Here is a 25,282-nt window from a genome sequence, read left to right as displayed (position 1 = left end):
GCTACCGCGCCACCGACAACGGAATCCCTCCCCCGCGGTGCCGGTAGATCGACCCGAACCGGGCGTCCACCCGCAGCCACGACGCGGTGGCGCGCACCCGGACCAGCTCGGAAGCATCGATCCGCTCGAGGTCGATGTCGGCGGTCAGCCGATCCGAGCCCGCGTGCGGAACGAACCCCATCGCGGTGAGGGCGAACACCACCCGCATCGGGATGCCGACCGCCTGCTCCGCGCCCTCCACCTGCAGCACTTCCTGGTCGAGGAGCGATGCGGGCGGCCCCTGGCTGCTGCCGTGCTCCTGCGCCAGGGCCGCACCGCGCTGCGCGAGGTCGACCAGGACACGCGCCGGGACGTCGTCGACGTGAACGAAGCCCTCCGTCGGAGGCAGAGCGCCCCGCCACGCCGAATCCATCGAGAATCCCGGATCGATGTCGGCTGCGGTCGTCGCTTCGAGCGCGGCGAGCAGTTGGTCGCCGGCGGCCGACGTGTCGTCCGGGGTGATGGTCCCCGCGACCGTGCGCACCGCCAGCGCGTCGAAACCGGTTGCCGCCCAGATCGTCAGGCGGCCGGGTCCGCGTTGACGGAGGCGGACCACCGTCGACTCGTCCAACCGGACCACCCGCGTGAGGAACGTGGCGAGATCACCGCGCTCCGTGGCGTCCGGGATCGACAGGACACGCTCATACACGCTGCCAGCTCTCCAGGTACGCACGCTCGACGTCGGTGATTCTGCGCAGGCGCTGGGTGTCGATGTCGAACGCCGCGATCTGCGTCGAGGCGATGATGGACGGCGCGACCGAGACGTCGACGCCCTTCGGGCGGACCTCGTAGTTGATCGTGAAATCGACCGCACGGACCTTCTCCACCCACATCAGGACGTCGAGCGGTGAATCGCTGTGCCGGAGTTGCCCCCGGTAGCGCACATGGAGGTCGGCGATGACCGCGCCGTCACGCAACGTGACAGTGGGGCGATCGTCCTCGAACAGCCAGGGAATCCGCGCCTCCTCCAGCAACGTCACCATCCGTGCGTGGTTGATGTGCTGGAAGACGTCCATGTCCGACCATCGAACTTCGACCTCCGCGTGAAAGCCCTCGCTCAACGTCATACCTCCGATCGGGTGCCCATACCTCGCACCATGCTGCGTACCTGACGCGCCGCCACCGAGAGCGTCGCGAGGTCAAGGGTCCCAGACTCGAAAATTTCGGTGAGAGCGGACCTCGCCCTGGCCAGCCGGGACGCGTTCGTCGACTCCCAGTCGTCGATCTTCTCCTGCGGCGTCTCGTGAGGTTCACCACCCAGGAGCACTTCCATCGTGAGCTGACGCAGCGAACTGTAGAGGTCGTCACGCAACGCGAGGCGGGCCAGCGAATGCCAGCGGTCGCCCCGCGCGAGGGTGGACACGGCGCTCAGCAGCCAGTCGATGCCGAGGTGCGCGTCGAGTTCGTAGTACAGCTCGGCGACCTCGTCGATGTCGCGTTCGGCGATGTCCGCGATGTCGCTGATGTCGAGCAGACAGAACTTGTCCAGAAGCCGGAACACCTCGAACGCGAGGTCCTCGGGCGCCCCGCGGACGACCAGCGGCCGCGCCCGCGTCTCCACGTCGGCGAGCTGATGTCCCCGCACGAGCTGCGGCACCCTCGGCGAGAGTGCGCGGAAGTCGGACGAGTACCGGGCGATCTCGGCGCCCACGGCGAGGGGCTGAGGCCGGTTGGTCAGGAACCAGCGGGACGCGCGGTCGAGAACCCGGCCGGACTCGAGGATCAGGTCGTCCTCGATGTCGGCCGCGATGTTCGCCGACCGGATCCTCGACCACAGGTCGGGCAGGGCGAAGATCTCGGTGACCGCCGCGTAGGCGCGGATGGCGTCGGTGCTGCTCGCACCCGCCTCGTCCGCCAATCTGTACGCAAAGGTGATGCCGCCGTTGTCGATGGTCTCGTTCGCGAGCATCGTCGCCACGATCTGCCTGCGCAGAGGATGCGCCTTGATCGCGGTGCGGAACCGCTTGCGCAACACTGTCGGGAAGTACCGCGGCAGCCGCGGCGCGAACGTCTCGCTGTCGGGCAGGTCCGTCGCGAGGAGGTCGTCCTTGAGCGAGAGTTTCACATGCGCGGTGAGGGTCGCGAGCTCCGGAGACGTCAGGCCCTGACCGGCCTGCCTGCGTCGGGCGATCTCCTCGTCGGTGGGCAGGGCCTCGAGCTTCCGGTCGAGTCCGCGACGCGACGCCAGGTGCTCGATCTGGCGGCGATGCACGCTCAGCATCGGAACCGCGCTGGTCCGGGAGACACCGAGGAGATCGTTCTGCGCGATGTTGTTCGCGAGTACGAGCTGGGCCACCTCGTCGGTCATCGACGCCAGCAGAGGATTGCGTTCCTCCCGCGGCAGCCCGCCGCTGCTCACCAGCGAGTCCAGCAGGATCTTGATGTTGACCTCGTGATCGGAGCAGTCGACGCCCGCGGAGTTGTCGATCGCGTCAGTGTTGATCCGGCCACCGTTCTGGCTGTACTCGATCCGGCCGAGCGCCGTCACCCCGAGGTTGCCGCCCTCGCCCACCACCTTCGCCCGCACCTCGTTGCCGTCGACGCGCACCGAGTCGTTGCTCTTGTCGCCCACCTGCGCGTTGGTCTCGGTGGACGCCTTCACGTACGTGCCGATGCCACCGTTCCACAGCAGATCAACCGGGGCACGCAGGATTGCCCGGACCAGTTCCGGCGGGGAGAGTTCGGTGACGGCGTCGTCGAGTCCGAGCGCAGCGCGCGCGGCGGCACTGATCGGAACCGATTTGCGGGTCCGGTCCCACACTCCCCCGCCCTCGCTGATGAGGCTGGTGTCGTAGTCGGCCCACGACGACCGGGGCAACGCGAACATCCGGGACCGCTCCGCGAAGGACCTGGCGGCGTCGGGATCGGGGTCGAGGAAGATGTGCCGGTGGTCGAACGCCGCCATCAGCCTGATGTGCCGGCTCAGGAGCATGCCGTTTCCGAACACGTCGCCGCTCATGTCACCGACACCGACCGCCGAGAAGTCCTGGGTCTGGGTGTCGACGCCCATCTCCCGGAAGTGCCGTTTCACGCTCTCCCAGGCACCGCGCGCGGTGATGCCCATCCCCTTGTGGTCGTACCCGGCCGACCCACCGGACGCGAACGCGTCGCCGAGCCAGAATTTGTACTGCTCCGCAACAGAATTGGCGAGGTCGGAGAATTTCGCGGTGCCCTTGTCCGCGGCCACGACGAGATACCGGTCGTCGCCGTCGCGCCGCACCACCCGGGGCGGCGGAACGATCTCCCCCGACGCCTGGTCGACGTTGTCGGTGAGGTCCAGGAGCCCGCAGATGAACGTGCGGTAGCAGTCCTGGCCCGCCTCGAGAGCGGCCGCGCGGTCGGCCGCCGCGTCGCCCGACGGCGTCGGCGGATTCTTGACGACGAAGCCGCCCTTCGCGCCGACCGGGACGATCACCGCGTTCTTCACGGCCTGCGCCTTCGCCAACCCCAGGATCTCGGTTCGGAAATCCTCACGCCGGTCCGACCAGCGCAGCCCGCCGCGGGCGACGGACCCGAACCGCAGGTGCACACCCTCGACGTCCGGTGAGTACACGAAGATCTCGTACTTCGGGCGGGGCTTCGGAAGTTCCTGGATCGACGTCGGATCGAGCTTGATCGACAGGTATGCAGGCGACTCTCCGGTCTCGCCGACGACGAAGTAGTTGGTGCGCAGCGTCGACTTGATCAGCCCGAACAGACCGCGCAGGATGCGGTCCGCGTCGAGGCTGACCACGGCGTCGATGTACTCCCTCAGGCGGGTGTCGAGTTCGGCCACCAGGTCGGGTGAGGGCGTCTCCGGGTCGAACATCGCCTCGAACAACTCGACGAGGGTGTACGCGGAACGCGGATTCGCCAGCGCCACCCCCTCGATGTGGAACTGACTGTAGGGAAACCCCGCCTGGCGCAGGTACTTTGCGTACGCCCGCAGAATCACGGCCTGCCGCCACGACACTCCCGCCCGCAGGATCAGTTCGTTGAACCGGTCGGCCTCCGCCCGCCCGAACCACACCGCGGTGAAGGCATCCGTGAACCGTTCCTGAAGCTTCGGTGCGGCAACGGATGCCTCCTCGGCGGCGAGTTCGGCGTCCAGGTCGTCCTCCACCGAGGAGCGGAGCAGCTCCGCGGGCACCGACAGCCCGAAATCGTAGATCCAGCACGTCAACCCGTCCGGCCGCGGGATCAGGTACGGCCGTTCGTCGAGCACCTCCACACCCAGGCTCTGCAGGACCGGAAGCACCTGGCTCAGCGAGATGCCGTCCCCGCCCACGTACAGGGTGAATCGCCAGTGCCCGACCTCGGCCCCGGGATCGCGGTACAGCAGCAGGTCGATGGAACCGTCTTCGAGCGCTTCCAGCCTCGCGAGATCCGACAACGCGCGTGTGGCGTCGAAATCCTCCTTGTACCCCTCGGGCAGGACGGCGGCATAACGCTGCGCCAGAACGGGATCCACGCCGGTGGTCACCGGGAGAAGGTCACCGAGATGGTCGTCCCAGCTGCGGCTCGCGTCGGCCAGCATGGCCTGGACCCGTTCCCGGTCGGCGTCCGAGAGGTCGAGCCGCGACCCCATCTGTTCGGCGCTCTTGCGGATCGTCACGTGCAGCAACGCCAGGTCGGACTCCGTGACGCGCGCGGTGTATTCCAATGTGCCGCCGCCGAATTCCCGCAGCAGGATGTCCTGCATCGCGAGCCGGACCCGGGTGGTGTACCGATCGCGGGGAAGGTAGATCAGGCAGGAGACGAAGCGACCGAGAAAATCCTCGCGCACGAACAGACGCACCTGACGCCGGAGGCCGATGCTGTGCACGGCGGTCACCGTGTCGAACAGGGTGTCCGCGTCGCTCGAGAACAGTTCGGTGCGCGGGAACGACTGGATGACCTCCAGCATCGCCTGCCCCGAATACGAGTTCAACTGGAACCCGGCCCGGTCGATCACCTTGCGCACCCGGCGGGCGATGACGGGAATGTCGAGGACGTTCTCGTGCAGCGCCGTGACGGTGAAGACGCCGAGGAAACGGTGCTCACCGGTGATGTTGCCGGCCTCGTCGAGGATGCTCACGCCGACGAAGAACGGGTAGACCGAGCGGTGCACGGTCGCGGGGAACGAGCCCTGCGTGAGCACGAGCAGGGGGCGGTCGGGGATCTCGGCGGCCGGGGGCAGGCTCAGCGGGCCTTCTGTGACCGTGTCGGAGCGCAGCAGTCCGAGACCGCTGCCCGGCACCACCTGGAGGCTCCGGGCTCCGGAACCGTCCGGCTCCCCCAGTTCGAAGCGGCGGTACCCCAGCGCCGCGTAATTGCCCTGCGACATCCACCGCAGCAGGTCGGCGCAGTCCTCCAGGTCGTCCTTCGACACACCGGGACAGGGTCTGGACGTCTCGAGTTCGTCGGCGAGCGACCGCTCGAGCTTGCGCATGATGTCGGTGTCCCGGACTACCTGGCGCACGTCGGCGAGGACGGTGCCGACTTCCTTCTCGAGTGTGTCGAGAACCGCGGAGTCGGCACGCGGATCGAGTTGGACGTGGATCCACGACTCGGGGACGCCGTCCGCGTCGGCGTCCTCGGCCTTGTCTCCCATGAGGATTCCGCACAGTGCGCCGATCGGATCGCGCCGGACCGAGACGATGGGGTGCACGAATTCGCTGATCCCGATACCGAGGCGGTTCAGCAGCGCGGTGATCGATTCGACGAGCAGCGGCATGTCGTCCGTCACGATCTGCAGTGCCGCACCGAGTTCGCGCCCGTCGCCCGGGCGGTAGACCCGGGTGACCGCGCGTTCCGGCGGACGATGCAGGGCAAGTGTCAGATGCGCGCCGAGCACGGCGTCGGAGGCGCCGTTGACCGCGCTCTCGCTGTCACCGCGATCGACGTGACGGAAATACACGGCTGCGAGAGTCGGCACCTGAGACCGGAGACCCTCGGGCAGATTCCGCGCCCACTCCGCATCTTTCAGTGCTGCCGATTCCGTCATCGGGGCTCACTTCCTCTTCGTTCCGATCGCCGCGGGCAACTCTCTCGACACTAGCCCGCGGCGACGGGAACAGAGGGTGAACTTCGGGCACCCCGCGTGCCGGATCCGTCAGCCGGTGGTCACCGGCGCGAGGTACCTCTCGAGCCCGTCCCGTTCCGCCTCGGACAGCGGACGCGAGCGTTCGGTCTTCACGTCGAATGCGACCAGCAGGGCGTCACCCGTCGCGCAGTGGACCCCGTCGCGGTTCGTGACCACGTGCCGGATCGTGTACGACGAGTTGCCGACATGGAGCACCGACACGTCGATCGTCAGCGGACCGGAGGCATCGGTGACGGGACGGAGGAATTCCACCTCCATCTTGCGCACCACCATGGCCCCCGGCCGGGCTCCCACCGACTCCAGCTCCGAAGACAGGAAATGCACACGTGCTTCCTGCATGTACTCGACGAACCGGGTGTTGTTGACGTGACCCAGCCGGTCGGAGTCGCCCCACCGGACCTGGATCTCGTACGTGAAGACCTTCGACCCCACCAGGTCAGTCCCTCGTGAGCTTGCGGTGCGTCACCCGGTGCGGCCGTGCCGCGTCGGGTCCGAGCCGCTCGACCTTGTTGGCCTCGTAGCCCTCGAAGTTGCCCTCGTACCAGTACCAGGCGGCTTCGTTGTCGCCGAAGCCACCCTCCCACGCGAGGATGTGCGTGCAGGTGCGGTCGAGGAACCAGCGGTCGTGGGAGATCACAACGGCGCAGCCGGGGAACTGCTCGAGGGCGTTCTCCAGCGAACCGAGGGTTTCGACGTCGAGGTCGTTGGTCGGTTCGTCGAGCAGGATCAGGTTTCCGCCCTGCTTGAGCGTCATCGCGAGGTTCAGGCGGTTGCGCTCACCACCGGAGAGGACTCCCGCCGGCTTCTGCTGATCGTGGCCCTTGAACCCGAACGAGCTGATGTAGGCGCGCGACGGCATCTCCGTCTGGCCGACCACGATGTGATCGAGACCGTCGGACACGACCTCCCACACCGTCTTGTCCGGGTCGATGCCCGTGCGGTTCTGGTCGACGTAGCTGAGCTTGACGGTCTGACCGATCTTCACCTCACCGGCGTCCGGCTCCTCCAGCCCGACGATGGTCTTGAACAGCGTCGTCTTACCGACACCGTTGGGTCCGATCACACCGACGATGCCGTTACGGGGCAGGGTGAACGACAGGTCCTTGATCAGAACCCGTCCGTCGAAGCCCTTGTCGAGGCTCGAGACCTCGACCACGACGTCGCCGAGGCGCGGCGGTGCCGGGATCTGGATCTCGTCGAAGTCCAGCTTGCGGGTCTTCTCGGCTTCGTTGGCCATTTCCTCGTAGCGGTCGAGGCGGGCCTTGTTCTTGGCCTGACGGGCCTTCGCGCCCGAGCGGACCCAGGCCAGCTCCTCCTTGAGGCGCTTCTGCAGCTTCTGGTCCTTCTTGCCCTGGACCTCGAGCCGGGCTGCCTTCTGCTCCAGGTAGGTGGAGTAGTTGCCTTCGTAGGGGTACAGGCGGCCGCGGTCGACCTCACAGATCCACTGGGCGACGTGGTCGAGGAAGTACCGGTCGTGGGTGACGGCCAGGATCGCGCCCGGGTAGGCGGCCAGGTGCTGCTCCAGCCACAGGACGCTCTCTGCGTCGAGGTGGTTGGTCGGCTCGTCGAGCAGCAGCAGGTCGGGCTTGCTGAGCAGGAGCTTGCAGAGGGCCACGCGGCGCTTCTCACCACCGGAGAGGTGCGTGACCATCTCCTCCGGCGGCGGACAGCGCAGAGCGTCCATCGCCTGCTCGAGCTGGGAGTCGATCTCCCACGCGTCCGCATGGTCGAGCTTCTCCTGGAGCTCGCCCATCTCCTCCATCAGCTCGTCGGAGTAGTCGGTGGCCATCAGCTCGGCGATCTCGTTGTACCGCTTGAGCTGGACCATGGTTTCACCCATGCCCTCTTCGACGTTCTCGCGGACGGTCTTGGTCTCGTCCAAGTGCGGTTCCTGCATGAGGATCCCGACGGTGGCACCGGGAGCGATGAACGCTTCACCGTTGCCCGGCTGATCCAGCCCCGCCATGATCTTGAGGATGCTGGACTTACCCGCGCCGTTCGGGCCGACCACACCGATCTTGGCGCCGGGGTAGAAGCTCATCGTGACGTCATCGAGGATGACCTTGTCACCGTGCGCCTTGCGCACCTTCTTCATCGTGTAAATGAACTCAGCCATGGGGCCAGCCTAATGGTGAAGTGCGATGAACCCACATCGCGGAGGGTCGAGGACGTGATCGGGGCTTCGCGGGGAGAAGCCGCGGGCCTCGGCGCCGGGAGCACGGGGTCGGCGCCGATACCCGCTGGTGCGCTATGCGACGAGGGACCGGGTGGCGACCTGTTCCGTCGCCGGGGTCGCCGCGTCCGCGTCCCCGGTTCTGGCCGCGCGCTCGAGCACGACCGTGCACCGGGCGAGATCCGGTCCGATCGCGGTCGCGCTCAGCTCCAGGTCGGAGCGGGCGATACCGTCCCGCGTCGTGTACTCCGTGGTGCGCAACTCACCGGTCACGATGACCGGATCCCCCTTCGCCATCGACTGGACGACGCCGGCCATCAGCCTCCGCCTGCAGGTCACCGTGAGGTAGAGCGTGCTCGCGTCGCGCCACTCGCTCGTCGCGTGATCGCGGCGCCGGACAGTGCTCGCCATCCGGAAACTGAGGAACTCGTCACCGGCCGCATTCGACCGGGTGACCGGGCTGGTGATGACCGTTCCGACGACGGTGCCGTGTGTTTCGTACATTTCGCTCTACCCCCTGTGAGTGCGGCAAGGTGCCGTGACTCACAGCGTGCCGTCTCGCAGCGCGATGGCGGGCCGGCATCCGAAATCTGTGGAGAAACGGAGGGGGTGTGGACAGAGCGGCCGGCACGGGCGCCGAAGCTCCGAACGTGTCGGAACCGCGTGCTAGCGGTCAGTGTCCGGTTTCTCGGTCCCGTCGCGCCAGTTCCGCGAACATCGCATTGTGCGCTGCCAGGTCGGCGTCGTCGTCCCGGTCGGCTGCCCGGTCGACCCGCCGCGCCGTGCGGCCGTCGCTGCGGGACCACTGGATCAGCAGGGCCATCATGACCAGCACCAGCGGGATCTCACCGGTAGCCCAGGCGATGCTGCCGCCCAGTTGCTGGTCTCCCACCAGGTCGGCGTTCCAGCCCAGTCCGAGCGATCGGTAGTACCACTCGCCCATCACAGCGCCCATGCTCATCAACGCCACACCGAAGAACGCGTGGAACGGCAGGGAACCGAACACCATCGCGAGCTTCGTCACCGGCTGCAGTTTGCGGGGCGACGGGTCGATGCCGATCGCGACCCAGTAGAAGAGGTAACCACTCAGCAGGAAGTGCAGGTTCATCAGGACGTGCGCGGAGTGCGAGTCGACGGCGGCCTCGAAGATCCCGCCGAGGTACAGGGCATAGAACCCGCCCACAAACAGCACCGCCGCGACGACGGGGTGCGTGATGAACCGGGAGAACGGGCTGTGCAGCGCAGTCAGGATCCACTCACGCAGACCCGGCACACCGTTCTTGCCCGCCGGATCGAGGCTGCGCAGGGCCAGCGTGATCGGTGCGCCGAGCACCAGCAGGACCGGGGCCAGCATCGACAGCGCCATGTGCGCACCCATGTGCACGCTGAACACGGCCGGTGAGTAGCGCCCGACACCCGAGGACGTCGCGAGGAGGAGAACGACGCATCCGCACATCCACGCGACGGTCCGGCCGACCGGCCAGCTGTCGCCGCGACGACGGAGTTTGCGCAATCCGAGCGCGTAGACCACGGCCAGCACGATCGCGGCGGTGCCGTAGAGGAGGTCGAATCGCCAGTCCAGCATCAGCCGGGCGAACGTCGGCGGCCCCGCCAGGTTGTAGCCGAGTTCCACCTCCGTGAGGGTGGGCGCCGCGGTCGGAGGCGGCGGGGGTGTGCGACCGAGCCCGACGGCGAGACCGATCGTGGCGGCGAAGACCATGGCCTCCGCGCCGGCGAAACGGATCAAATTGCCTCGGCTGGCCGGATCCTTCTGCAGCGCGGGCAGGGCCCGTCGACGCTGTGCCCAGCCGAAGACGCCCAGGATGACGAGCGCCACGATCTTCGCGACCACCAGGCGTCCGTACGTCGTGTCGACGAGGTCACCGATCTGGACGCGAACGAGCGCGTTCACCACACCACTGACCGCCATGACGACGAAGCAGACCGTCGCGACCGCGGAGAACCGGCGCGCCGCCACATCGGTGTAGGCGCCGCGCCTGCGGGCATGGGCGAGGAGTGCGAACAGACCGCCCGCCCACAGCGAGGCCGCGACGAGGTGGAGGATCAGACTGTTCGTCGCCATGTCGTGCGAACCACCCGACGACGAGTGACCCGTCAACGCGAGGGGCATCAGTCCGAGGATGCCTACGACCAGCAGGATCGGCGTCCACCACCAGCGCAGCACGAGCCGGGACGCGATCGCGAGGACGATCGCGATGATCGCGGTCCAGCGCCAGGCGCCGGCGAGTTCGACCTGATCGATCGAGTTGAAGATGTTGGCCGGTTTGACCGCCTCGGCGAAGGGTTGCCCGGACGTGTCCGACAGCGTCAACGGGACCAGGACGAGGGCGGTCGCGGCCCACACGATCGCGGCGTACGACGCCGTCCGCACCGCGCGGTAGCCGTCCACGTCCAGGACACCGGACTTCTGCGGCGGCACGAAGAACGCCGCGAGCAGCAGCGATCCGATGGTGATGACGGCAGCGATCTCCGACACGGCGCGCATCGCAGGCAGTCCGTAGGTGGTGATCGGTCCGGGATCCGGAATTCCCAGCAGCACGAGCGCCTGAGCAGCGGAAAGTCCGACGACGATTGCCGCAACCAGGCCGGCGATGAGTCCGCCGACGACGAACAGGGCGGTCGAATCGGCGCGATGCGGGGGTTTCGATGCCGGGTCGGACGCCGCGAGCTGGGGTGTAGCCATACATCAAGGGTAGGACCTACGACAGGCCGTCGGAGACGCGAGGGTCCGTCGCCGTTCCGGCTACCGTCGACAGGAACCTGTCCCGAGGGAACGAGAGGCTGAGATGTCTGAGGTTCTGATTATCGCGGTGGCGCTGTTCTTCGCGGGCATGGGCGTCTACGGTCTCGCCGCGCCGGCCCGACTGGTCGCCCCGTTCGGCCTGTCAGCGGATTCGGCGACCTCTCGCGCCGAGGTGCGCGCGGTCTACGGCGGCTTCGGTGTCGCGGTGGCGGGCCTGCTGTTCTTCGCGGCTTTCGACATCCACGGCATCCGATCCGTCGCCGCGGTGACGGTGGCCGTCGCCCTGCTGGGGATGGCATTCGGCCGGATCGTGTCGGCCGTCGCCGACCGGCCGACCCGCTTCTACCCCGTGTGGTTCTACTTCGTGGTGGAGCTCGTCCTGGCGGGACTTCTGCTCTCGGCGGCCGTCCTGGGCTCGTGACGCGCACACCACAGCCCCGGTCGGAGCGCTCGAGGCGGCAGGTAATATTTGCTGCGCGCCTCCGTAGCTCAGGGGATAGAGCAAGAGCCTTCTAATCTCTTGGTCGCAGGTTCGAATCCTGCCGGGGGCACTCATTCGACGGAGCGCCGGCCGGAGAAAACCCCCGATCACCTGGACGAACAGGAATCGGGGGCCGGCGTCAGTCCTTCAGGAACGCCAGCAGGTCGGCGTTGATCGTCTCCGCCTGTGTGGTGGGCATGCCGTGCGGGAAGTCCGTGTACGTCTTCAGCGTCCCGTTCGCGAGGAGCTTCGCGGACAGTGGGCCGGCGTCGGCGTAGGGAACGATCTGGTCGTCTTCGCTGTGCATCACCAGCACCGGCACCGTGATCTTCTTCAGATCCTCGGTGAAATCGGTCTGCGAGAAGGCGACGATGCCGTCGTAGTGGGCCTTGGCCCCGCCCATCATCCCTTGGCGCCACCAGTTCTCGATGATCGCCTCCGACGATTCCACGCCCGGTCGGTTGAATCCGTAGAACGGCCCCGACGGCAGATCGCGATAGAACTTCGAGCGATTGGCGGCGAGTTGTGCCTGCAGATCGTCGAAGACGTCCTTGGGAAGGCCGCCCGGGTTCGCCTCCGTCTTCACCATCAGCGGCGGTACTGCGCTGATCAGTGCGGCCTTCGACACCCGGTTCTCCCCGTGCCGCGCGAGATAGTGCACCACCTCGCCGCCGCCCGTCGAATGGCCGACGTGGATGGCGTTCTGGAGGTCGAGATGCGCCGTCAACTCTGCGAGGTCGTCGGCATAGTGGTCCATGTCGTGGCCGTCGCCGGTCTGGGTGGACCGCCCGTGACCGCGGCGATCGTGGGCGATGACCCGATAGCCGTGCTGGAGGAAGAAGAGCATCTGGGTGTCCCAGTCGTCGGCCGACAGCGGCCAGCCGTGGCTGAACACGATGGGTTGACCGGTTCCCCAGTCCTTGTAGAAGATCTCCGTGCCATCCTGGGTGGTGATCGTGCCCATGGGTTGCCTTCCTTGACCGCTGTGGGGATGACGCTGATGAGGACGAAATTCAGTACATCAAATTTCGGTGGGTCGGTGGGCGGGTTCGATCGGCGGCATCCTGCACGACCGTCCGATAGGTATTGCGCCCCTGATCCGTACCCGGAGCCCCGTACTCGCGCGTAACAAACCGACCAATTAGTCTTGTTCGCGCATCGCCCCAACCCGACGGGGCAACGATGCACCGGGACCCGCCACCATCCTCCGCGAGTGGCGGGTTCCCGCGTTCAGCTGCCCCTACTCGCACATCCGGTGTCAGCTCCCCGGCGGAACCTCGAACACCAGCAGGGTGCTGCTCGCGGTGGCGACGAGACGGCCCTGCGAGTCGGTGACCTCCCCTTCCGCGAACGCGATCCGGCGACCCGCCTTCTTCACGACGCCGCTGGCCGTGAGGACCCCGGAGTCCCTGGTCGCCCCGCGGATGTAGTTGACCTTGATCTCGACCGAGGTGTAGCCCCACCCGGCGGGCAACGTGGTGTGCACGGCGCATCCGGCGACCGAATCGAGCAGGGTGCACACGGCGCCGCCGTGGATGGCGCCGATCGGGTTGTACTGCGACTCGTCGGGGTCCAGCGCGAAGACGACCCTTCCGGGTTCGGCCTCGAGGAACCGCAGGTTCATCAGGCTCGCGATCGGGGGTGCGGGAATGTCGCCGCCGAGGATCGCCCGCAGGTAGCCGAGGCCGTCGAGTTCTCGCGCTTTCCGCGCCGGACCTGCCGGGTCGCGCCATTCGACCGTCCTCGATCGCACCTCTCCCCACTCCGCGTCCGCCACGCTCTCGACGGTCGACACCGCGCCGTTTCCGAACTCGCTCACTATGCCGCCCCCTGCCGAACCGACTGCGGATAGAGAATGTCGAGGTCGCCCGACAGTGCCGCCTTGACGGTGCGGGTGGTGTCGTCGGCGAGGACTTCGCGGGCGCCGGACTCGATGCCGTCGAAGGCCAGTCGCGCGACCTCGGCCGCGGAGATTTTCGGCACGTCCAGACCGCTCGTCATGTCGGTGTCCATGTACCCGAGGTGCAGCCCGACCACCTGGATGTTCTGCGCCGCGAGTTCGGCGCGCATCGCGTTGGTGGCGCTCCACAGGGCGGCCTTCGAGACGCTGTACGAGCCGCCGATGGCCAGCCAGGACAGGACGGAGTGCACGTTGAGGATCGCGCCGCCCCCGTTGGCGGCGATGATCGGTGCGAGCGCGCGTGTGACGTTGAGCGGGCCGTAGAGGTTGGTTTCGAGTTCGCGGCGCATCCCGTCGAGATCACCCGTGAGCGGCGACTCGCCGATGAGGATGCCGGCGTTGTTGATCAGGACGCCGAGGTCCCCGACGTGCTCCGCTGCGGCGTAGACCGATTCGGGGTTCGTGACGTCCAGTTCGACGGGCACGACCCGCGGATGCTCCTCGATCGTCGACGTATCACGCGCCGACGCGTAGACCGTTCGCGCTCCTCGCGCGAGCGCCTCGGCGACGAAGGCACGTCCGAGCCCGCGGCCGGCTCCGGTGACCAGCACCGTTCGATCTTGAATCGTGGTCATGACGACCCCTTCGGGTGAGTAAGTCTGCTTTTCCAACTAACTACGTTCACGACAGTAATCCCTATGAGTTGGAAAACACAACCCTCTATGATGGAGTGCATGGACAACGGCGACACCGAGCGAGCGACACCCGAGATCGTCATGGACCGCATGCCACTGACGCCGAGACCCTGCGCGATCGCCGCCACCATGGAACTGATCGGCGACCGCTGGTCCATGCTGGTGATCCGCGAACTGAGCTACGGGGTGCACCGCTTCGACCGGATTGCCGGGTACATCGGCGTCTCGCGCGACATCCTCACCGCGCGACTGCGCAAGCTCGAGGAGGTCGGCGTCATCGAACGCAGGCAGTACTCCGAGCACCCTCCCCGTTTCGAATACCACCTCACCCCGGCGGGCGAGGACCTGCGACCGCTACTGCTCTCGTTGTTCCAATGGGGCAGCAAGTGGGCCGTGCACGAGGCCCCGTCGGTGCTCGTGCACGAATGCGGGCACTCACTGGAGCTGGAACACCGCTGCGCGCACTGCGGCGAGGCGGTCGAGAACACCTCTGTCGCAATGCATTCCCGCACACCACCGCGGAATTCGTGACCTCCCCGCCCGGCCCGATACAGGACGCCTGACACCAGGTCTATAGTTTCCAAAGTAAACGTCAGGTAACGAATTCCTCACACGTCAGGCAGGTGGGTCTGTGTCAACGCGCGACCAGGTAGCAGAGATCTACGAGCAGGTCCGCCTGCGGAACGCCGGCGAACCCGAGTTCCACCAGGCAGCCGCCGAGGTCTTCGAATCGCTCCAGGTCGTGCTCGACCACCATCCCCACTATGCCGACTCCGGATTGATCGAGCGCCTGTGCGAGCCCGAGCGTCAGATCATCTTCCGGGTGCCGTGGGTCGACGACTCCGGCAACGTGCACGTCAACCGCGGTTTCCGCGTGCAGTACAACAGCGTGCTCGGCCCCTACAAGGGCGGCCTGCGGTTTCATCCCAGCGTGAATCTGGGGATCGTGAAGTTCCTCGGCTTCGAGCAGATCTTCAAGAACGCCCTCACCGGACTTCCGATCGGCGGCGGTAAGGGTGGCTCCGACTTCGACCCCAAGGGTCGCTCGGAGGCCGAGATCATGCGGTTCTGCCAGTCGTTCATGACCGAGCTGCATCGCCACATCGGCGAGTACACCGACGTCCCGGCAGGTGACATCGGCGTCGGCGGCCGCGAGATCGGCTACCTGTTCGGCCAGTACAAGCGCCTCACCAACTCCTACGAGTCGGGGGTCCTCACCGGTAAGGGACTCACCTGGGGCGGCTCCCAGGTGCGTCGCGAGGCCACGGGGTACGGCGTCGCCTACTTCGTCGCCGAGATGTTGAAGGCCGCGAACAGCTCGCTCGACGGCAAGACCGTCGTCGTCTCCGGCTCCGGAAACGTCGCGATCTATGCGATCGAGAAGGTGCACCAGCTCGGTGGAATCGCGATCGCGAGCTCCGATTCCTCCGGATACCTCGTCGACGAGAAGGGCATCGACCTCGAGCTCCTGAAGGAGATCAAGGAGGTGCGGCGCGGACGGATCAGCGAATACGCGGACACGGTGCCGCACGCCCGGTTCGTGCCGAACGGCTCCATCTGGGACGTGCCGTGCGACGTCGCGCTCCCCTGCGCCACCCAGAACGAACTCGACGAAGCGGCCGCCAAGACGCTGGTCACGAACGGAGTCCAGGCGGTGGCCGAGGGCGCGAACATGCCCACGACCCCGCAGGGCGTCCAGGTGTTCCGCGATGCCGCGGTGGCGTTCGCCCCGGGCAAGGCGGCCAACGCGGGCGGTGTCGCCACGTCGGCACTGGAGATGCAGCAGAACGCATCCCGCGACTCGTGGGGGTTCGAATACACCGACGAACGGCTGGCCGGGATCATGCGCGGCATCCACGAGCGCACCGTGGCCACCGCCGCCGAGTACGGCATGCCGGGCGACTACGTGCACGGCGCGAACATCGCCGGCTTCGTGAAGGTGGCCGACGCCATGATCTCGCTCGGCGTCATCTAGCCGAACGACGGGTGGGGCACGACCGTCGCCGGACGTACCCCACCGTTCGACGGCGCGAACGCGTCAGCTCACCTGACACTGCGTCTGACCCCACTCGACCCAGCACATCTGCTTGACGTCGGGCCGGGGAGTCTTGGTGGGCAGGGGGGCGGTCTTCGTGCTGCACTCAGCATCGGCCGGAGCCCTGCCCCCAGAAAGGCCGCCGAGGGTGCAATGAACACACCCTCGGCGGCCTGATCTCTACCCTGGGGCGAAATGCCCGGTCGGCTTACTCAGTCGACCGGCTCGGCGTCACCCTCGTCGTCGCGGGCCTTCTTCGCGGCCTCGCGCATCTCGATACCGTCGGACACCCAGTCACCGATCTCCCGGGTGACGTCCCGGACGGCGCCCGCGATGATCGTCGCGATCTGGCCGACGTGCGTGGCCGCGGACTCCGTCAGTTCCTGCACGGTGTCCTTGCGCCGCTCGAACTTCCCCACCATGTGTTTCGCCTCTCAGGCTGCAGTCTTCTGCCGCTCGACGATAACACCGGGAGGGGTGTCGGACGAGACGAGACCGGGCGGCAGTGCGAACGTGAAGATCTTCCCCCACACCGAACCGATCTGCTTGAAGAAGCCACCGGTGTTGTAGGGCAGGCCGTGCTTCTCGCACAGTGCTTTCACGACGGGCGCCATCTCCGGGTACCGGTGGGCGGGCAGGTCCGGGAACAGATGGTGCTCGATCTGGTGCGACAGGTTGCCGGACATGATGTGGAACAGCGGGCTCCCCTCGATGTTCGCGCTGCCGAGCATCTGCCGGACGTACCACTCGCCGCGGGTTTCCTCCGCGGTCTCGTCCTCGGTGAAACTCTGCACGCCGGTGGGGAAATGGCCGCAGAAGATGATGGAGTACGCCCACACGTTGCGGATCAGGTTGGCGGTCACGTTGCCGAGCAGTGTGGGGACGAACAGCGGCCCGGTGAGCGCGGGGAAGATCACGTAGTCCTTGAGCACCTGCCGACCGGCCTTGCGCCACCAGCCCTTCAGCAACGGCTTGACGTCGTGCCACTTGCGCTTGCCCTGGATCACGTTCTCCGCTTCCAGGTCGTGCATCATGACGCCCCACTCGAACAGCATCATCAGGAAGAAGGCGTAGACCGGGTTCCCCAGGTAGTAGGGGTTCCACTTCTGCGCCTCGTCGATCCGCAGGATGCCGTAGCCGATGTCCCGGTCCCGGCCGAGGATGTTGGTGTACGTGTGGTGCATGTAGTTGTGGGAATGCTTCCACTGATCGGCCGGGCAGACGGTGTCCCATTCGAACACGCGGGAGTTCAGGCCCGGTTCACGCATCCAGTCGTACTGGCCGTGCATGACGTTGTGGCCGATCTCCATGTTGTCGAGAATCTTCGACACCCCGAGTGCCCCGACCCCGGCAATCCAGGCCGGTGGGAAGAATCCGAGGTACATCAGCCCGCGGCCGGCGACCTCGAATCCCCTCTGTGCCTTGATGATCTTGTAGATGTATTCGCGGTCCTCGGCGCCGAGGTCCGCAACCGTCCGGTCGCGGAGGGCGTCCAGTTCCCGGCCGATCTCTTCGACCTGGTCGTGACTGAGCACCACCGGGGCGTCGTTGCGGGAACCGTCGGAGCCGTCGACGAACGGGAGGAACGAGAGCGAGAGTCCAAACATGTCGGTCTCCAAACGTTGAATGTCGAGTGAAAGTCAGATGTCGAGGGCGACGTCGCCCACCGGAACCGAGACGCACAGCTGGATCGCCTTGTCCGGATCGGTGTCGGTGTCGCCGGTGCGGACGTTCTTGGTGCACCCCGACTTCTTCACCGTGGTGCAGGAGAAACAGATGCCCATCCGGCAGCCGTACTCGGGATGGAGCCCGGCGGCCTCCGCCTGTTCGAGCAGCGTCTTTCCGGAATTGTCCGCGGTGACGCCGCTGGCGGTGAAGGACACCGCACCACCGGCCTCACCCTCCGCCGGGGCCGCGGCGGGAGCGAATTCCTCGGTGTGGAGACGGTCCTCGATGCCGAGTTCGCGGTACACCTCGCGGACGCCACGCATCAGTCCGGGCGGGCCGCACAGGAAGGTTTCGGCGTCCGCGTACCAGGGCGCCACGGCGTCGAGGTGCTCCTGGCCGAAGAACCCGTGGAGATGGCCGCCGGTCTCCTGATCGGTGTACGCCAACATGAGGGAGACGTTGGCGTTCGCGGCCGCGAGCGCACGCAGCTCGTCGAGGTATCCGACGTCGTTTTCGGTGTACGCGTAGTGCAGAAAAGTGATGCTCCCGAAGTGCTGCTCGTCGACGAGGGTGCGCAGCATCGACAGAACCGGGGTGATTCCGCTGCCTCCGCTCACCAGCAGGACCCGGCGAGGGCGAGGAGACGGAAGGGTGAATTCTCCCGCCGCCTGGGACAGGTCGAGCACGAGACCGGGGCTCGCGTGCGCGTGCAGGTACTGCGAGACCAGACCCTCGGGATGCGCCTTGACCGTCAGCTCGACGAGCCCGTCGGTGGACGCCTGTGCATTGGCCGGTGAGTAGCACCGGGTGTGCCGAACCCCATCGATCACGACGCCCACCTGCACGAACTGCCCCGCACGGAATCCGCGCCACTGCCGGGTGGGGCGCAGCGTGAGGGTGACGGTGTCGGCGGTGGACCGCCGGACCTCGACCACTTCGGCGCGCAGGTCGCGCACGGTGACCATGGGAGTGACGAGTTCGAGGTAGCGGTCGAGCTGGTGCGGAGTGGCCATCGCCTCGAACAACGACAGCAGTGAGAACCTGCGTTCCTCCGCCGGACGACTGGTGTGGGCAACTGACACGTCGGCCTCCTCCATTTGAGTGCACGGTTGTACACTGACAATAGTGTGACAGAGAGGGACAGGAAGTTGTCAATCGGAATGTGACCGCACGCACACTCGAGGCAGGGATCGGATTTGCATGCCGGACGACGAGTACGAGCACCCGGAGATGACGGGTGTCGGCACCGCCACGAATACACTCACAGCCGTGAGTCAGTCGACCGGCGCCGAACCGGAGAGCAGGGCAGCCCGCAAGGAACGCACGAGGAAGGCCCTTCTCGACGGCACGCTCGAACTCATGGCGGATCGCAGTTTCGCCGGCGTGAGCCTGCGCGAGATCGCCCGCACCGCGGGAATCGTGCCCACCGCGTTCTACCGCCACTTCGCGTCCATCGAGGAACTCGGTGTGGTGCTCGTCGAGGAGGGCATGCGAATCCTGCGCCAGATGCTCCGCGACGCCCGGCGCACGCCGAGCACCAAGAGCGCCGGCGCATCACTCGACATCCTCGTGCGACAGGTCCGCACCCACGAGGCGCAGTTCCGGTTCCTCAGCCGCGAACGCTACGGCGGCGTCCCCGAAATTCGCCGTGCGATCGCGACCGAGATGACACTGTTCGTCAGCGAACTCACGGTGGATCTGTCCCGCATCGACGGTCTGCAGTCCTGGGACCACGACGACCTGGAGATGGCGGCCGACCTGATCGTGTCCACCATGTTCGCCGTCGTCGTCGATCTGCTCGAGGCCGATCGTCCCGGAAGCCGAAGCGAGGCCGAGGTGGTCGCGCGCGCCGAACGGCAACTACGCCTGATCATGCTCGGCATGAGCGGGTGGAATCCCGGAAAGTAGTCGCACTCTCGCCGTACGGTGGGGGCATGCTGTCAACCTCGGAACACGCGCACATCACCCTCGGCGACCTGACGTTCGACGTCACGATCAGCGGTCCGGCTGACGGCGCCCCCGTCGTTCTGCTGCACGGGTTTCCGGAGAGCGCCGCGTCGTGGGAACCCGTCAGCGCCCTGCTGAACGAGTCCGGTCTGCGGACGTACGCGCCGAACCAGCGCGGATACTCGCCCGGTGCGCGCCCCGACGGAGTCGACTCCTACCGGATCGACCACCTCGTCGCGGACGTCGTCGGACTCCTCGACGCGCTCGGCCTCGACTCGGCTCATCTCGTCGGCCACGACTGGGGAGCCGCCGTGGCCTGGGTCGTCGCGGCCAGGCACCCCGACCGGATCACCTCGCTCACCGCCGTCTCGGTGCCACATCCCGGCGCGTTCGGCTGGGCGTTGCGCGAGGACGCCGATCAGAAGGAACGCTCCTCCTACATCCGCCTGCTGAGGATGGAAGGCAAGGCCGAGCGGGTCCTCCTCGACGACAACGCGCGCTCGCTGCGTGCGATGTTCGGTGACGTCGTCGCGCCTGCCCTCGTTGATCGGCACGTCGCGCTGCTCAGCGAACCGGGCGCGCTGACCGCCGCGCTGAACTGGTACCGCGCCATGACGAGCGACTTCGCGGAAACACCCGCCGTCACCGTTCCCACGACCTACGTCTGGAGCACCGGCGACCAGGCGCTGGGGCGTGCGGGAGCGGAGCGGTGCGGCGAGTTCGTCGATGCGCCGTACGAATTCGTCGTGCTCGACGATGCCACGCACTGGATCCCGGAGCAGCGTCCCGACGCACTCGCGGACGCGATCCTCACGCGCGCCGGAACCACACCGAACTGAAATCCGCTGTTCCCCTCGACTGGGCGTCCGTTCTGGTTTGATGGCACTACTCGTCTCGTGCACCCTGGGAGGGCACCATGAGTGGCATCGCAATCCTTCTGGTCGGCGCCGTTCTGTGCTTCGCCGGTGTCGGTTCACTCCACGTCGCCGTTCTCGCCTCGGGATTCGGCCTCGGCTGGCTCCTGGCCGACCTGCTGTCGCTGTCGCTCGGGACGACGTTCCTGGTCGCGGCGATCGGCGCGGTCGTGGTGTGGGTGGCCACCACTTTGATCTTCAAATTCGCCGCATTCTTCATCGGAGGCATCGCGGGCGCGGTGGTCGGCGCCAAACTCAGTCGTGTTCTGCAACCTGACGACGCCAGCTGGCTCCTCAGCGGAATCGTGATCGTCGCACTCGCCGTCGCCTGTGGTTTCATCGCCGACCGGTATCGGGCCCGAGCATTGTTGTGGCTCACCGCGCTCGGCGGCGCCAGCTTGGTGCTGACCGGGCTCGGCCTGGCCATCGGGGCACTGAGTTTCCTCGAAGACCCGAACGAGGGCAGCCAGCAGTTCTTCGCCACGCTGATCTGGATCGTCGTGGCGGCGGCGGGCTGGCTGACGCAGCGGCGGCTGTTCCCGGAGAAGCTCCGGATCGACGACAATCGCGCGAGGCGCTAGTCGCGCTCGGGCGCCTTCACCATCGTCAGTGCGGCGAGCCCGATCCCGAGCACGATGACCAGGCCGATGATCCCCGCCCGATCGGCCGCGAACCACCAGGCGAACAATCCGAAGAGGGTGGGCGAGAGGAACGACACCGCGCGACCGGTGGTCGCGTACAGACCGAACATCTGGCCCTCCCGGCCGGGCGGGGTGATCCGGGCCAGGAATGTGCGCGCCGACGACTGCGCGGGACCGACGAACAGGCACAGCAGCAGTCCGAAGATCCAGAACATGGCCGGTCCGGAGACGGCCGTCAGTACGACACCGACGACGATCATCGCGATCAGGGACGTCATGATCACCGTCTTGGGTCCGATCCGGTCGTCGAACCGGCCGGCGGTGAGCGCGCCGAGCGCGGAGACGACGTTGGCCGCGACGCCGAACAGCAGCACGTCACCCGCGCTGATGCCGTAGACGTTGACAGCGAGGACGGCGCCGAACGTGAAGACCCCGGCCAGTCCGTCGCGGAACAAGGCACTCGCCACCAGGAAGTACACGGTGCGCCGGTCGGCGACCCAGAGGTCGTGCAGATCGCGCCACAGCACCCGGTACGACTCGACGAAGCCGGCCTTGTCGGCACCCGGATCCACGTGCGGGCGGGGTAGCTCGGGGACCTTCAGCAGGACGGGGATCGCGAAGATCGCGAACCAGACGGCGGCGAGCAGCGCCACCATCCGGATGTTCAGGCCGCCGTCGGTGGTGAGCCCGAGGAATCCCCGGTTGTCGCCGTCACCGGCGATGAATCCGAAGTAACACAGCAGCAGCAGCGCGATCCCACCGAAATAGCCCATCGCCCAGCCGAACCCGGACACCCTCCCGATGTTCGCCGGCGTCGACACCTGCCTGAGCATCGCGTTGTACGGGACGCCGGCCAGTTCGAAGATCACCGAACCCGCGGCCAGCAGCACCAGCCCGAGCCACAGGTACTGATACGAGTCGCGGACGAAGAACATCGCCGCCATGCACCCGACCGTCGCGAACGTGAGGACGCCGAGCGCCCACTTGCGTCGTCCTGCAGCGTCGAATCGCTGACCGGTGACGGGGGCGAGCACGGCGATGAGGAACCCGGCGATGCCGAGCGACCACCCCAGCCACGTGCTCGCGGAGATCGACCCCGGCAGGTCCTCCCCCACGGCGTCCGTCAGGTAGACGGAGAAGACGAACGTGAGGATCACGGCGTTGAAGGCGGCCGAACCCCAGTCCCACAACCCCCACGCGACAACCTGTCTGCGCGTCGCGGCCTCGCCGATCCCGGCAGGCGGACGAACGTCGGTGCTCATGTCCGCGAGCCTATGCGAGCGAACGGGATGTTCGTGCGGTCTGACGCGACGAGCGTCCCGTTCGGACGGAAGAACTAAGTGTGCACTCAGTTGCATACGCACCTCGTTGCATACATACTTCGATTCGTGGCACTCGAACATGCGCTCCTCGTCTCCCTGACCGAGCACTCCGGCTCGGGGTACGAATTGGCGCGCCGGTTCGACAAATCCATCGGCTTCTTCCAGAGCGCCACCCACCAGCAGATCTACCGCGTCCTCAAACGCATGGACGAGTCCGGATGGGTCGACGCCGAGGTCGTGGCGCAGGACGGCCGGCCCGACAAGAAGGTGTACCGGGTCAGCGCGGCCGGGCGCGCGGAACTCGAGCGCTGGATCGCCGAACCTACCGAGCCCAACCACCTGCGCAACGAGCTGGCAGTGAAGATCCGCGCCGCTCAGCACGGTGACATCGCCGCACTCACCGCAGAGGTCGCTCGCCACCGCGACGGCCACGCCGCCCGGCTCGAGGTCTACCGCATGATCGAGAAACGCGACTTTCCCGCACCGGACAAGCTCTCCGGGGCAGCCCTGCACCAGTACCTCGTCCTGCGCGGCGGAATCCGCGTCGAAGAGGGGTTCGCCGACTGGTGCCAAGAAGTACTCGACGCGCTCGCACAGTAAGGACACGCCGCCAATGACTCAGTTCCCTCAGCTCCTCGCTCCCCTCGACCTCGGTTTCACGACGCTGAAGAACCGGGTGATCATGGGCTCCATCCACACCGGGCTCGAAGATCGCGCCAAGGACGTACCCCGTCTGGCCGAGTACTTCGCCGAGCGTGCCCGCGGAGGTGTCGCGCTGATCGTCACCGGCGGATACGCGCCCAACCGGACGGGCTGGCTGCTGCCGTTCGGCGCCAAGCTCACCAACCGTGTCGAGGCCCGCAGGCACCGCGCGATCACGAAGGCGGTGCACGACGAGGGCGGCAAGATCGCCCTGCAGATCCTGCACGCCGGCCGGTACAGCTACCAGCCGTTCAGCGTCTCCGCCTCGTCGATCAAGGCCCCGATCAACCCGTTCCGGCCCCGCAAACTCACCGGCCGCGGCGTCCGCTGGCAGATCCGCAACTTCGTCCGCTGCGCCCGGCTCGCGCAGCAGGCGAACTACGACGGCGTCGAGATCATGGGCGGCGAAGGCTACTTCATCAACCAGTTCCTGTGCGAGCGCACCAACAAGCGCACCGACACGTGGGGCGGCACTCCCGAGAACCGCAGGCGGATGGCCGTCGAGATCGTCCGCCGCACTCGCAAGGCGGTGGGCCCGAACTTCATCATCATCTTCCGCCTGTCGATGGCCGACCTCGTCGAGGGCGGTCAGACGTGGGACGAGATCGTCGCGCTGGCACAGGAAGTGGAGGCCGCGGGAGCGACCATCATCAACACCGACATCGGCTGGCACGAATCCCGTGTTCCCACGATCGTGACGTCGGTGCCGCGGGCCGCGTTCGCCGACATCACCGGCAAGCTCGAGAAGCACGTGGGCATCCCCGTGGCCGCGTCGAACCGGATCAACATGCCGGAGGTCGCCGAGGAAATCCTGACCCGCGGTGACGCGCAGCTCATCTCGATGGCGCGCCCGATGCTCGCCGATCCCGACTGGGTGCGCAAAGCCGAAGCGGGCACCCCCGACGAGATCAACACGTGCATCGCGTGCAACCAAGCCTGCCTCGACCACGCCTTCGTCCGCAAGCACGTGTCGTGCCTACTGAATCCCCGTGCGGGCCGGGAGACGGAACTGACACTCTCCCCCACCCGGGCCGCGAAGCGCGTCGCCGTCGTCGGCGCCGGACCCGCCGGACTGTCCGCGGCGCTCGGCCTCGCACAGCGCGGCCACTCGGTGACCCTGTTCGAGGCGGATTCGGAGATCGGCGGCCAGTTCGGCATCGCCCGCAAGATTCCCGGCAAGGAGGAGTTCGCGGAGACGATCCGGTACTACAACCGCCAGCTTCCGCTCGCCGGTGTCGACGTCCGGCTCGACCGCCGCGTCACCGCGACGGAACTGGTCGGCGAATACGACGAGGTGATCGTCGCGACCGGGGTGACGCCACGCGTGCCGTCCATTCCGGGCATCGACCATCCGAAGGTGCTCACGTATCCGGAGGTCGTGCGGGGCGGCAAGCCCGTCGGGCAGTCGGTCGCGGTGATCGGAGCCGGCGGGATCGGCGTCGACGTCAGCGAGTTCCTCACCCACGAGCACTCCCCGACGCTCGACCTGAAGGAGTGGAAGCAGGAGTGGGGTGTCACCGAACCCGAGGCGGCGGCGGGCGCCCTCACCACACCCATTCCCGAACCGTCGCCGCGTGAGGTGTACCTGCTGCAGCGCAAGAGCGGCCGGATCGGCGCCGGACTCGCGAAGACCACGGGCTGGGTTCACCGGGCAGCGCTGAAGAACAAGGGTGTGCAGGAACTGTCCGGGGTCAACTACGAGCGCATCGACGACGACGGCCTGCACATCACGTTCGGCGCCAAGCGCGAGAAGCCCCGCACCCTCGCCGTCGACAACGTCGTGATCTGCGCAGGTCAGGAATCGGTGCGTGACCTCGTCGACGAACTGACCGTCGCCGGCGTCACCACCCACGTCATCGGCGGCGCCGACGTCGCAGCCGAGCTCGACGCCAAGCGCGCCATCGAGCAGGGCACCCGGCTCGCGGCTCGCATCTGAC

22 protein-coding genes and 1 tRNA gene are annotated in these 25,282 nt (G+C 67.1%); 9 read left to right on the top strand and 14 right to left on the bottom strand.

What is annotated here, in order from left to right; genetic code table 11:
* Nucleotide 1: 1 nt before the first annotated feature.
* The 7 genes from WKC72_RS16035 to WKC72_RS16005 form a co-directional block, all read right to left on the bottom strand.
* A complete protein-coding gene (locus WKC72_RS16035; RefSeq protein ID WP_037236332.1) occupies nt 2-688 on the bottom strand; it encodes a hypothetical protein in 687 nt (228 codons plus the stop codon).
* The gene (locus WKC72_RS16030) at nt 681-1,106 is read right to left on the bottom strand and encodes a thioesterase family protein (protein WP_009474093.1); all 426 of its coding nucleotides are present in this window, start codon (nt 1,104-1,106) and stop codon (nt 681-683) included. The genes WKC72_RS16035 and WKC72_RS16030 overlap by 8 nt, the downstream gene beginning before the upstream one ends.
* Entirely contained in the window at nt 1,103-6,004 is a 4,902-nt protein-coding gene (locus WKC72_RS16025; protein ID WP_370183330.1) for an NAD-glutamate dehydrogenase, read from the bottom strand. The genes WKC72_RS16030 and WKC72_RS16025 overlap by 4 nt, the downstream gene beginning before the upstream one ends.
* Nucleotides 6,005-6,112: 108 nt before the next feature.
* Nucleotides 6,113-6,538 (bottom strand): thioesterase family protein, encoded by a 426-nt coding sequence (locus tag WKC72_RS16020; RefSeq protein ID WP_112300608.1) that lies wholly within the window; start codon nt 6,536-6,538, stop codon nt 6,113-6,115.
* Nucleotide 6,539: 1 nt separating this feature from the next.
* Complete coding sequence (ettA, locus tag WKC72_RS16015; RefSeq protein WP_005264313.1) at nt 6,540-8,219, bottom strand: energy-dependent translational throttle protein EttA; 1,680 nt, start codon at nt 8,217-8,219, stop codon at nt 6,540-6,542.
* Between the two features lie 132 nt (nt 8,220-8,351).
* Nucleotides 8,352-8,780: a single-stranded DNA-binding protein gene (locus WKC72_RS16010; protein ID WP_370183327.1), complete on the bottom strand. Its 429-nt coding sequence runs from the start codon at nt 8,778-8,780 to the stop codon at nt 8,352-8,354.
* A gap of 169 nt (nt 8,781-8,949) precedes the next feature.
* Nucleotides 8,950-10,980, bottom strand: a complete 2,031-nt coding sequence (locus WKC72_RS16005) for a cytochrome c oxidase assembly protein (protein WP_037236366.1) — start codon at nt 10,978-10,980, stop codon at nt 8,950-8,952.
* A 103-nt stretch (nt 10,981-11,083) separates the two neighbouring features.
* Between WKC72_RS16005 and WKC72_RS16000 the strand changes: the two genes are divergently transcribed.
* Both WKC72_RS16000 and WKC72_RS15995 read left to right on the top strand, forming a co-directional pair.
* Nucleotides 11,084-11,461 (top strand): DUF4345 domain-containing protein, encoded by a 378-nt coding sequence (locus WKC72_RS16000; RefSeq protein ID WP_037236368.1) that lies wholly within the window; start codon nt 11,084-11,086, stop codon nt 11,459-11,461.
* A 57-nt stretch (nt 11,462-11,518) separates the two neighbouring features.
* A tRNA-Arg gene (locus WKC72_RS15995) sits at nt 11,519-11,591 on the top strand.
* 69 nt (nt 11,592-11,660) lie between these two features.
* Here the strand turns inward: WKC72_RS15995 and WKC72_RS15990 are convergent.
* The 3 genes from WKC72_RS15990 to WKC72_RS15980 all read right to left on the bottom strand — a co-directional run bounded on the left by WKC72_RS15990 (nt 11,661) and on the right by WKC72_RS15980 (nt 14,056).
* The gene (locus WKC72_RS15990; RefSeq protein WP_037236370.1) at nt 11,661-12,485 is read right to left on the bottom strand and encodes an alpha/beta fold hydrolase; all 825 of its coding nucleotides are present in this window, start codon (nt 12,483-12,485) and stop codon (nt 11,661-11,663) included.
* A 294-nt stretch (nt 12,486-12,779) separates the two neighbouring features.
* On the bottom strand, nt 12,780-13,340 hold the full coding sequence (locus tag WKC72_RS15985) for a PaaI family thioesterase (protein ID WP_370183324.1): 561 nt from the start codon (nt 13,338-13,340) through the stop codon (nt 12,780-12,782).
* Entirely contained in the window at nt 13,340-14,056 is a 717-nt protein-coding gene (locus WKC72_RS15980) for an SDR family oxidoreductase (protein ID WP_370183322.1), read from the bottom strand. The genes WKC72_RS15985 and WKC72_RS15980 overlap by 1 nt, the downstream gene beginning before the upstream one ends.
* An 87-nt stretch (nt 14,057-14,143) precedes the next feature.
* Between WKC72_RS15980 and WKC72_RS15975 the strand changes: the two genes are divergently transcribed.
* The gene (locus WKC72_RS15975; RefSeq protein WP_128641857.1) at nt 14,144-14,647 is read left to right on the top strand and encodes a helix-turn-helix domain-containing protein; all 504 of its coding nucleotides are present in this window, start codon (nt 14,144-14,146) and stop codon (nt 14,645-14,647) included.
* 100 nt (nt 14,648-14,747) lie between these two features.
* Nucleotides 14,748-16,091 carry an NADP-specific glutamate dehydrogenase gene (gdhA, locus tag WKC72_RS15970; RefSeq protein WP_037236379.1) on the top strand — a complete coding sequence of 448 codons (1,344 nt, stop codon included), beginning with the start codon at nt 14,748-14,750 and terminating at the stop codon, nt 16,089-16,091.
* Nucleotides 16,092-16,363: 272 nt separating this feature from the next.
* Here the strand turns inward: gdhA and WKC72_RS15965 are convergent, their stop codons facing one another.
* Genes WKC72_RS15965 through WKC72_RS15955 form a run of 3 tightly spaced genes read right to left on the bottom strand, consistent with a single transcriptional unit; the run spans nt 16,364 to nt 18,901 of the window.
* On the bottom strand, nt 16,364-16,573 hold the full coding sequence (locus WKC72_RS15965) for a hypothetical protein (protein WP_037236382.1): 210 nt from the start codon (nt 16,571-16,573) through the stop codon (nt 16,364-16,366).
* 12 nt (nt 16,574-16,585) lie between these two features.
* Nucleotides 16,586-17,758 carry an acyl-CoA desaturase gene (locus WKC72_RS15960; protein WP_037236384.1) on the bottom strand — a complete coding sequence of 391 codons (1,173 nt, stop codon included), beginning with the start codon at nt 17,756-17,758 and terminating at the stop codon, nt 16,586-16,588.
* A 33-nt stretch (nt 17,759-17,791) separates the two neighbouring features.
* Nucleotides 17,792-18,901, bottom strand: coding sequence for a ferredoxin reductase (locus tag WKC72_RS15955; protein ID WP_370183317.1), 1,110 nt, complete (start codon nt 18,899-18,901; stop codon nt 17,792-17,794).
* 118 nt (nt 18,902-19,019) lie between these two features.
* On the opposite strand from WKC72_RS15955, the gene WKC72_RS15950 reads away from it, so the two are divergent.
* The 3 genes from WKC72_RS15950 (at nt 19,020) to WKC72_RS15940 (ending at nt 21,261) form a co-directional block, all read left to right on the top strand.
* The gene (locus WKC72_RS15950) at nt 19,020-19,727 is read left to right on the top strand and encodes a TetR family transcriptional regulator (protein WP_012688349.1); all 708 of its coding nucleotides are present in this window, start codon (nt 19,020-19,022) and stop codon (nt 19,725-19,727) included.
* A 26-nt stretch (nt 19,728-19,753) separates the two neighbouring features.
* Complete coding sequence (locus tag WKC72_RS15945; protein WP_370183314.1) at nt 19,754-20,605, top strand: alpha/beta fold hydrolase; 852 nt, start codon at nt 19,754-19,756, stop codon at nt 20,603-20,605.
* Between the two features lie 77 nt (nt 20,606-20,682).
* Entirely contained in the window at nt 20,683-21,261 is a 579-nt protein-coding gene (locus WKC72_RS15940) for a hypothetical protein (protein ID WP_037236389.1), read from the top strand.
* Here the strand turns inward: WKC72_RS15940 and WKC72_RS15935 are convergent.
* A complete protein-coding gene (locus WKC72_RS15935; protein WP_370183312.1) occupies nt 21,258-22,679 on the bottom strand; it encodes an MFS transporter in 1,422 nt (473 codons plus the stop codon). The two genes, WKC72_RS15940 and WKC72_RS15935, sit on opposite strands and share 4 nt — an antisense overlap.
* Nucleotides 22,680-22,709: 30 nt before the next feature.
* Here WKC72_RS15935 and WKC72_RS15930 point away from each other — a divergent pair, with 30 nt between their 5' ends.
* Entirely contained in the window at nt 22,710-23,243 is a 534-nt protein-coding gene (locus tag WKC72_RS15930; RefSeq protein WP_037206011.1) for a PadR family transcriptional regulator, read from the top strand.
* A gap of 13 nt (nt 23,244-23,256) precedes the next feature.
* A complete protein-coding gene (locus WKC72_RS15925; protein WP_370183310.1) occupies nt 23,257-25,281 on the top strand; it encodes an FAD-dependent oxidoreductase in 2,025 nt (674 codons plus the stop codon).
* The last annotated feature ends 1 nt before the right edge of the window (nt 25,282 follow it).

It is taken from the genome of Rhodococcus wratislaviensis, assembly GCF_041228765.1.
Classification (GTDB): domain Bacteria; phylum Actinomycetota; class Actinomycetes; order Mycobacteriales; family Mycobacteriaceae; genus Rhodococcus_F; species Rhodococcus_F wratislaviensis.
This window is presented reverse-complemented; position numbering and strand designations above follow the sequence as displayed.

Bases quoted from the DNA above. Each gene is read 5' to 3' on its own strand.
- WKC72_RS16030 (WP_009474093.1), bottom strand. From the start codon at position 1,106: ATGACGTTGAGCGAGGGCTTTCACGCGGAGGTCGAAGTTCGATGGTCG.
- WKC72_RS16025 (WP_370183330.1), bottom strand. From the start codon at position 6,004: ATGACGGAATCGGCAGCACTGAAAGATGCGGAGTGGGCGCGGAATCTG.
- ettA (WP_005264313.1), bottom strand. From the start codon at position 8,219: ATGGCTGAGTTCATTTACACGATGAAGAAGGTGCGCAAGGCGCACGGT.
- WKC72_RS16010 (WP_370183327.1), bottom strand. From the start codon at position 8,780: ATGTACGAAACACACGGCACCGTCGTCGGAACGGTCATCACCAGCCCG.
- WKC72_RS16005 (WP_037236366.1), bottom strand. From the start codon at position 10,980: ATGGCTACACCCCAGCTCGCGGCGTCCGACCCGGCATCGAAACCCCCG.
- WKC72_RS16000 (WP_037236368.1), top strand. From the start codon at position 11,084: ATGTCTGAGGTTCTGATTATCGCGGTGGCGCTGTTCTTCGCGGGCATG.
- WKC72_RS15990 (WP_037236370.1), bottom strand. From the start codon at position 12,485: ATGGGCACGATCACCACCCAGGATGGCACGGAGATCTTCTACAAGGAC.
- WKC72_RS15980 (WP_370183322.1), bottom strand. From the start codon at position 14,056: ATGACCACGATTCAAGATCGAACGGTGCTGGTCACCGGAGCCGGCCGC.
- WKC72_RS15975 (WP_128641857.1), top strand. From the start codon at position 14,144: ATGATGGAGTGCATGGACAACGGCGACACCGAGCGAGCGACACCCGAG.
- WKC72_RS15965 (WP_037236382.1), bottom strand. From the start codon at position 16,573: ATGGTGGGGAAGTTCGAGCGGCGCAAGGACACCGTGCAGGAACTGACG.
- WKC72_RS15960 (WP_037236384.1), bottom strand. From the start codon at position 17,758: ATGTTTGGACTCTCGCTCTCGTTCCTCCCGTTCGTCGACGGCTCCGAC.
- WKC72_RS15950 (WP_012688349.1), top strand. From the start codon at position 19,020: ATGCCGGACGACGAGTACGAGCACCCGGAGATGACGGGTGTCGGCACC.
- WKC72_RS15945 (WP_370183314.1), top strand. From the start codon at position 19,754: ATGCTGTCAACCTCGGAACACGCGCACATCACCCTCGGCGACCTGACG.
- WKC72_RS15940 (WP_037236389.1), top strand. From the start codon at position 20,683: ATGAGTGGCATCGCAATCCTTCTGGTCGGCGCCGTTCTGTGCTTCGCC.
- WKC72_RS15935 (WP_370183312.1), bottom strand. From the start codon at position 22,679: ATGCAACTGAGTGCACACTTAGTTCTTCCGTCCGAACGGGACGCTCGT.
- WKC72_RS15925 (WP_370183310.1), top strand. From the start codon at position 23,257: ATGACTCAGTTCCCTCAGCTCCTCGCTCCCCTCGACCTCGGTTTCACG.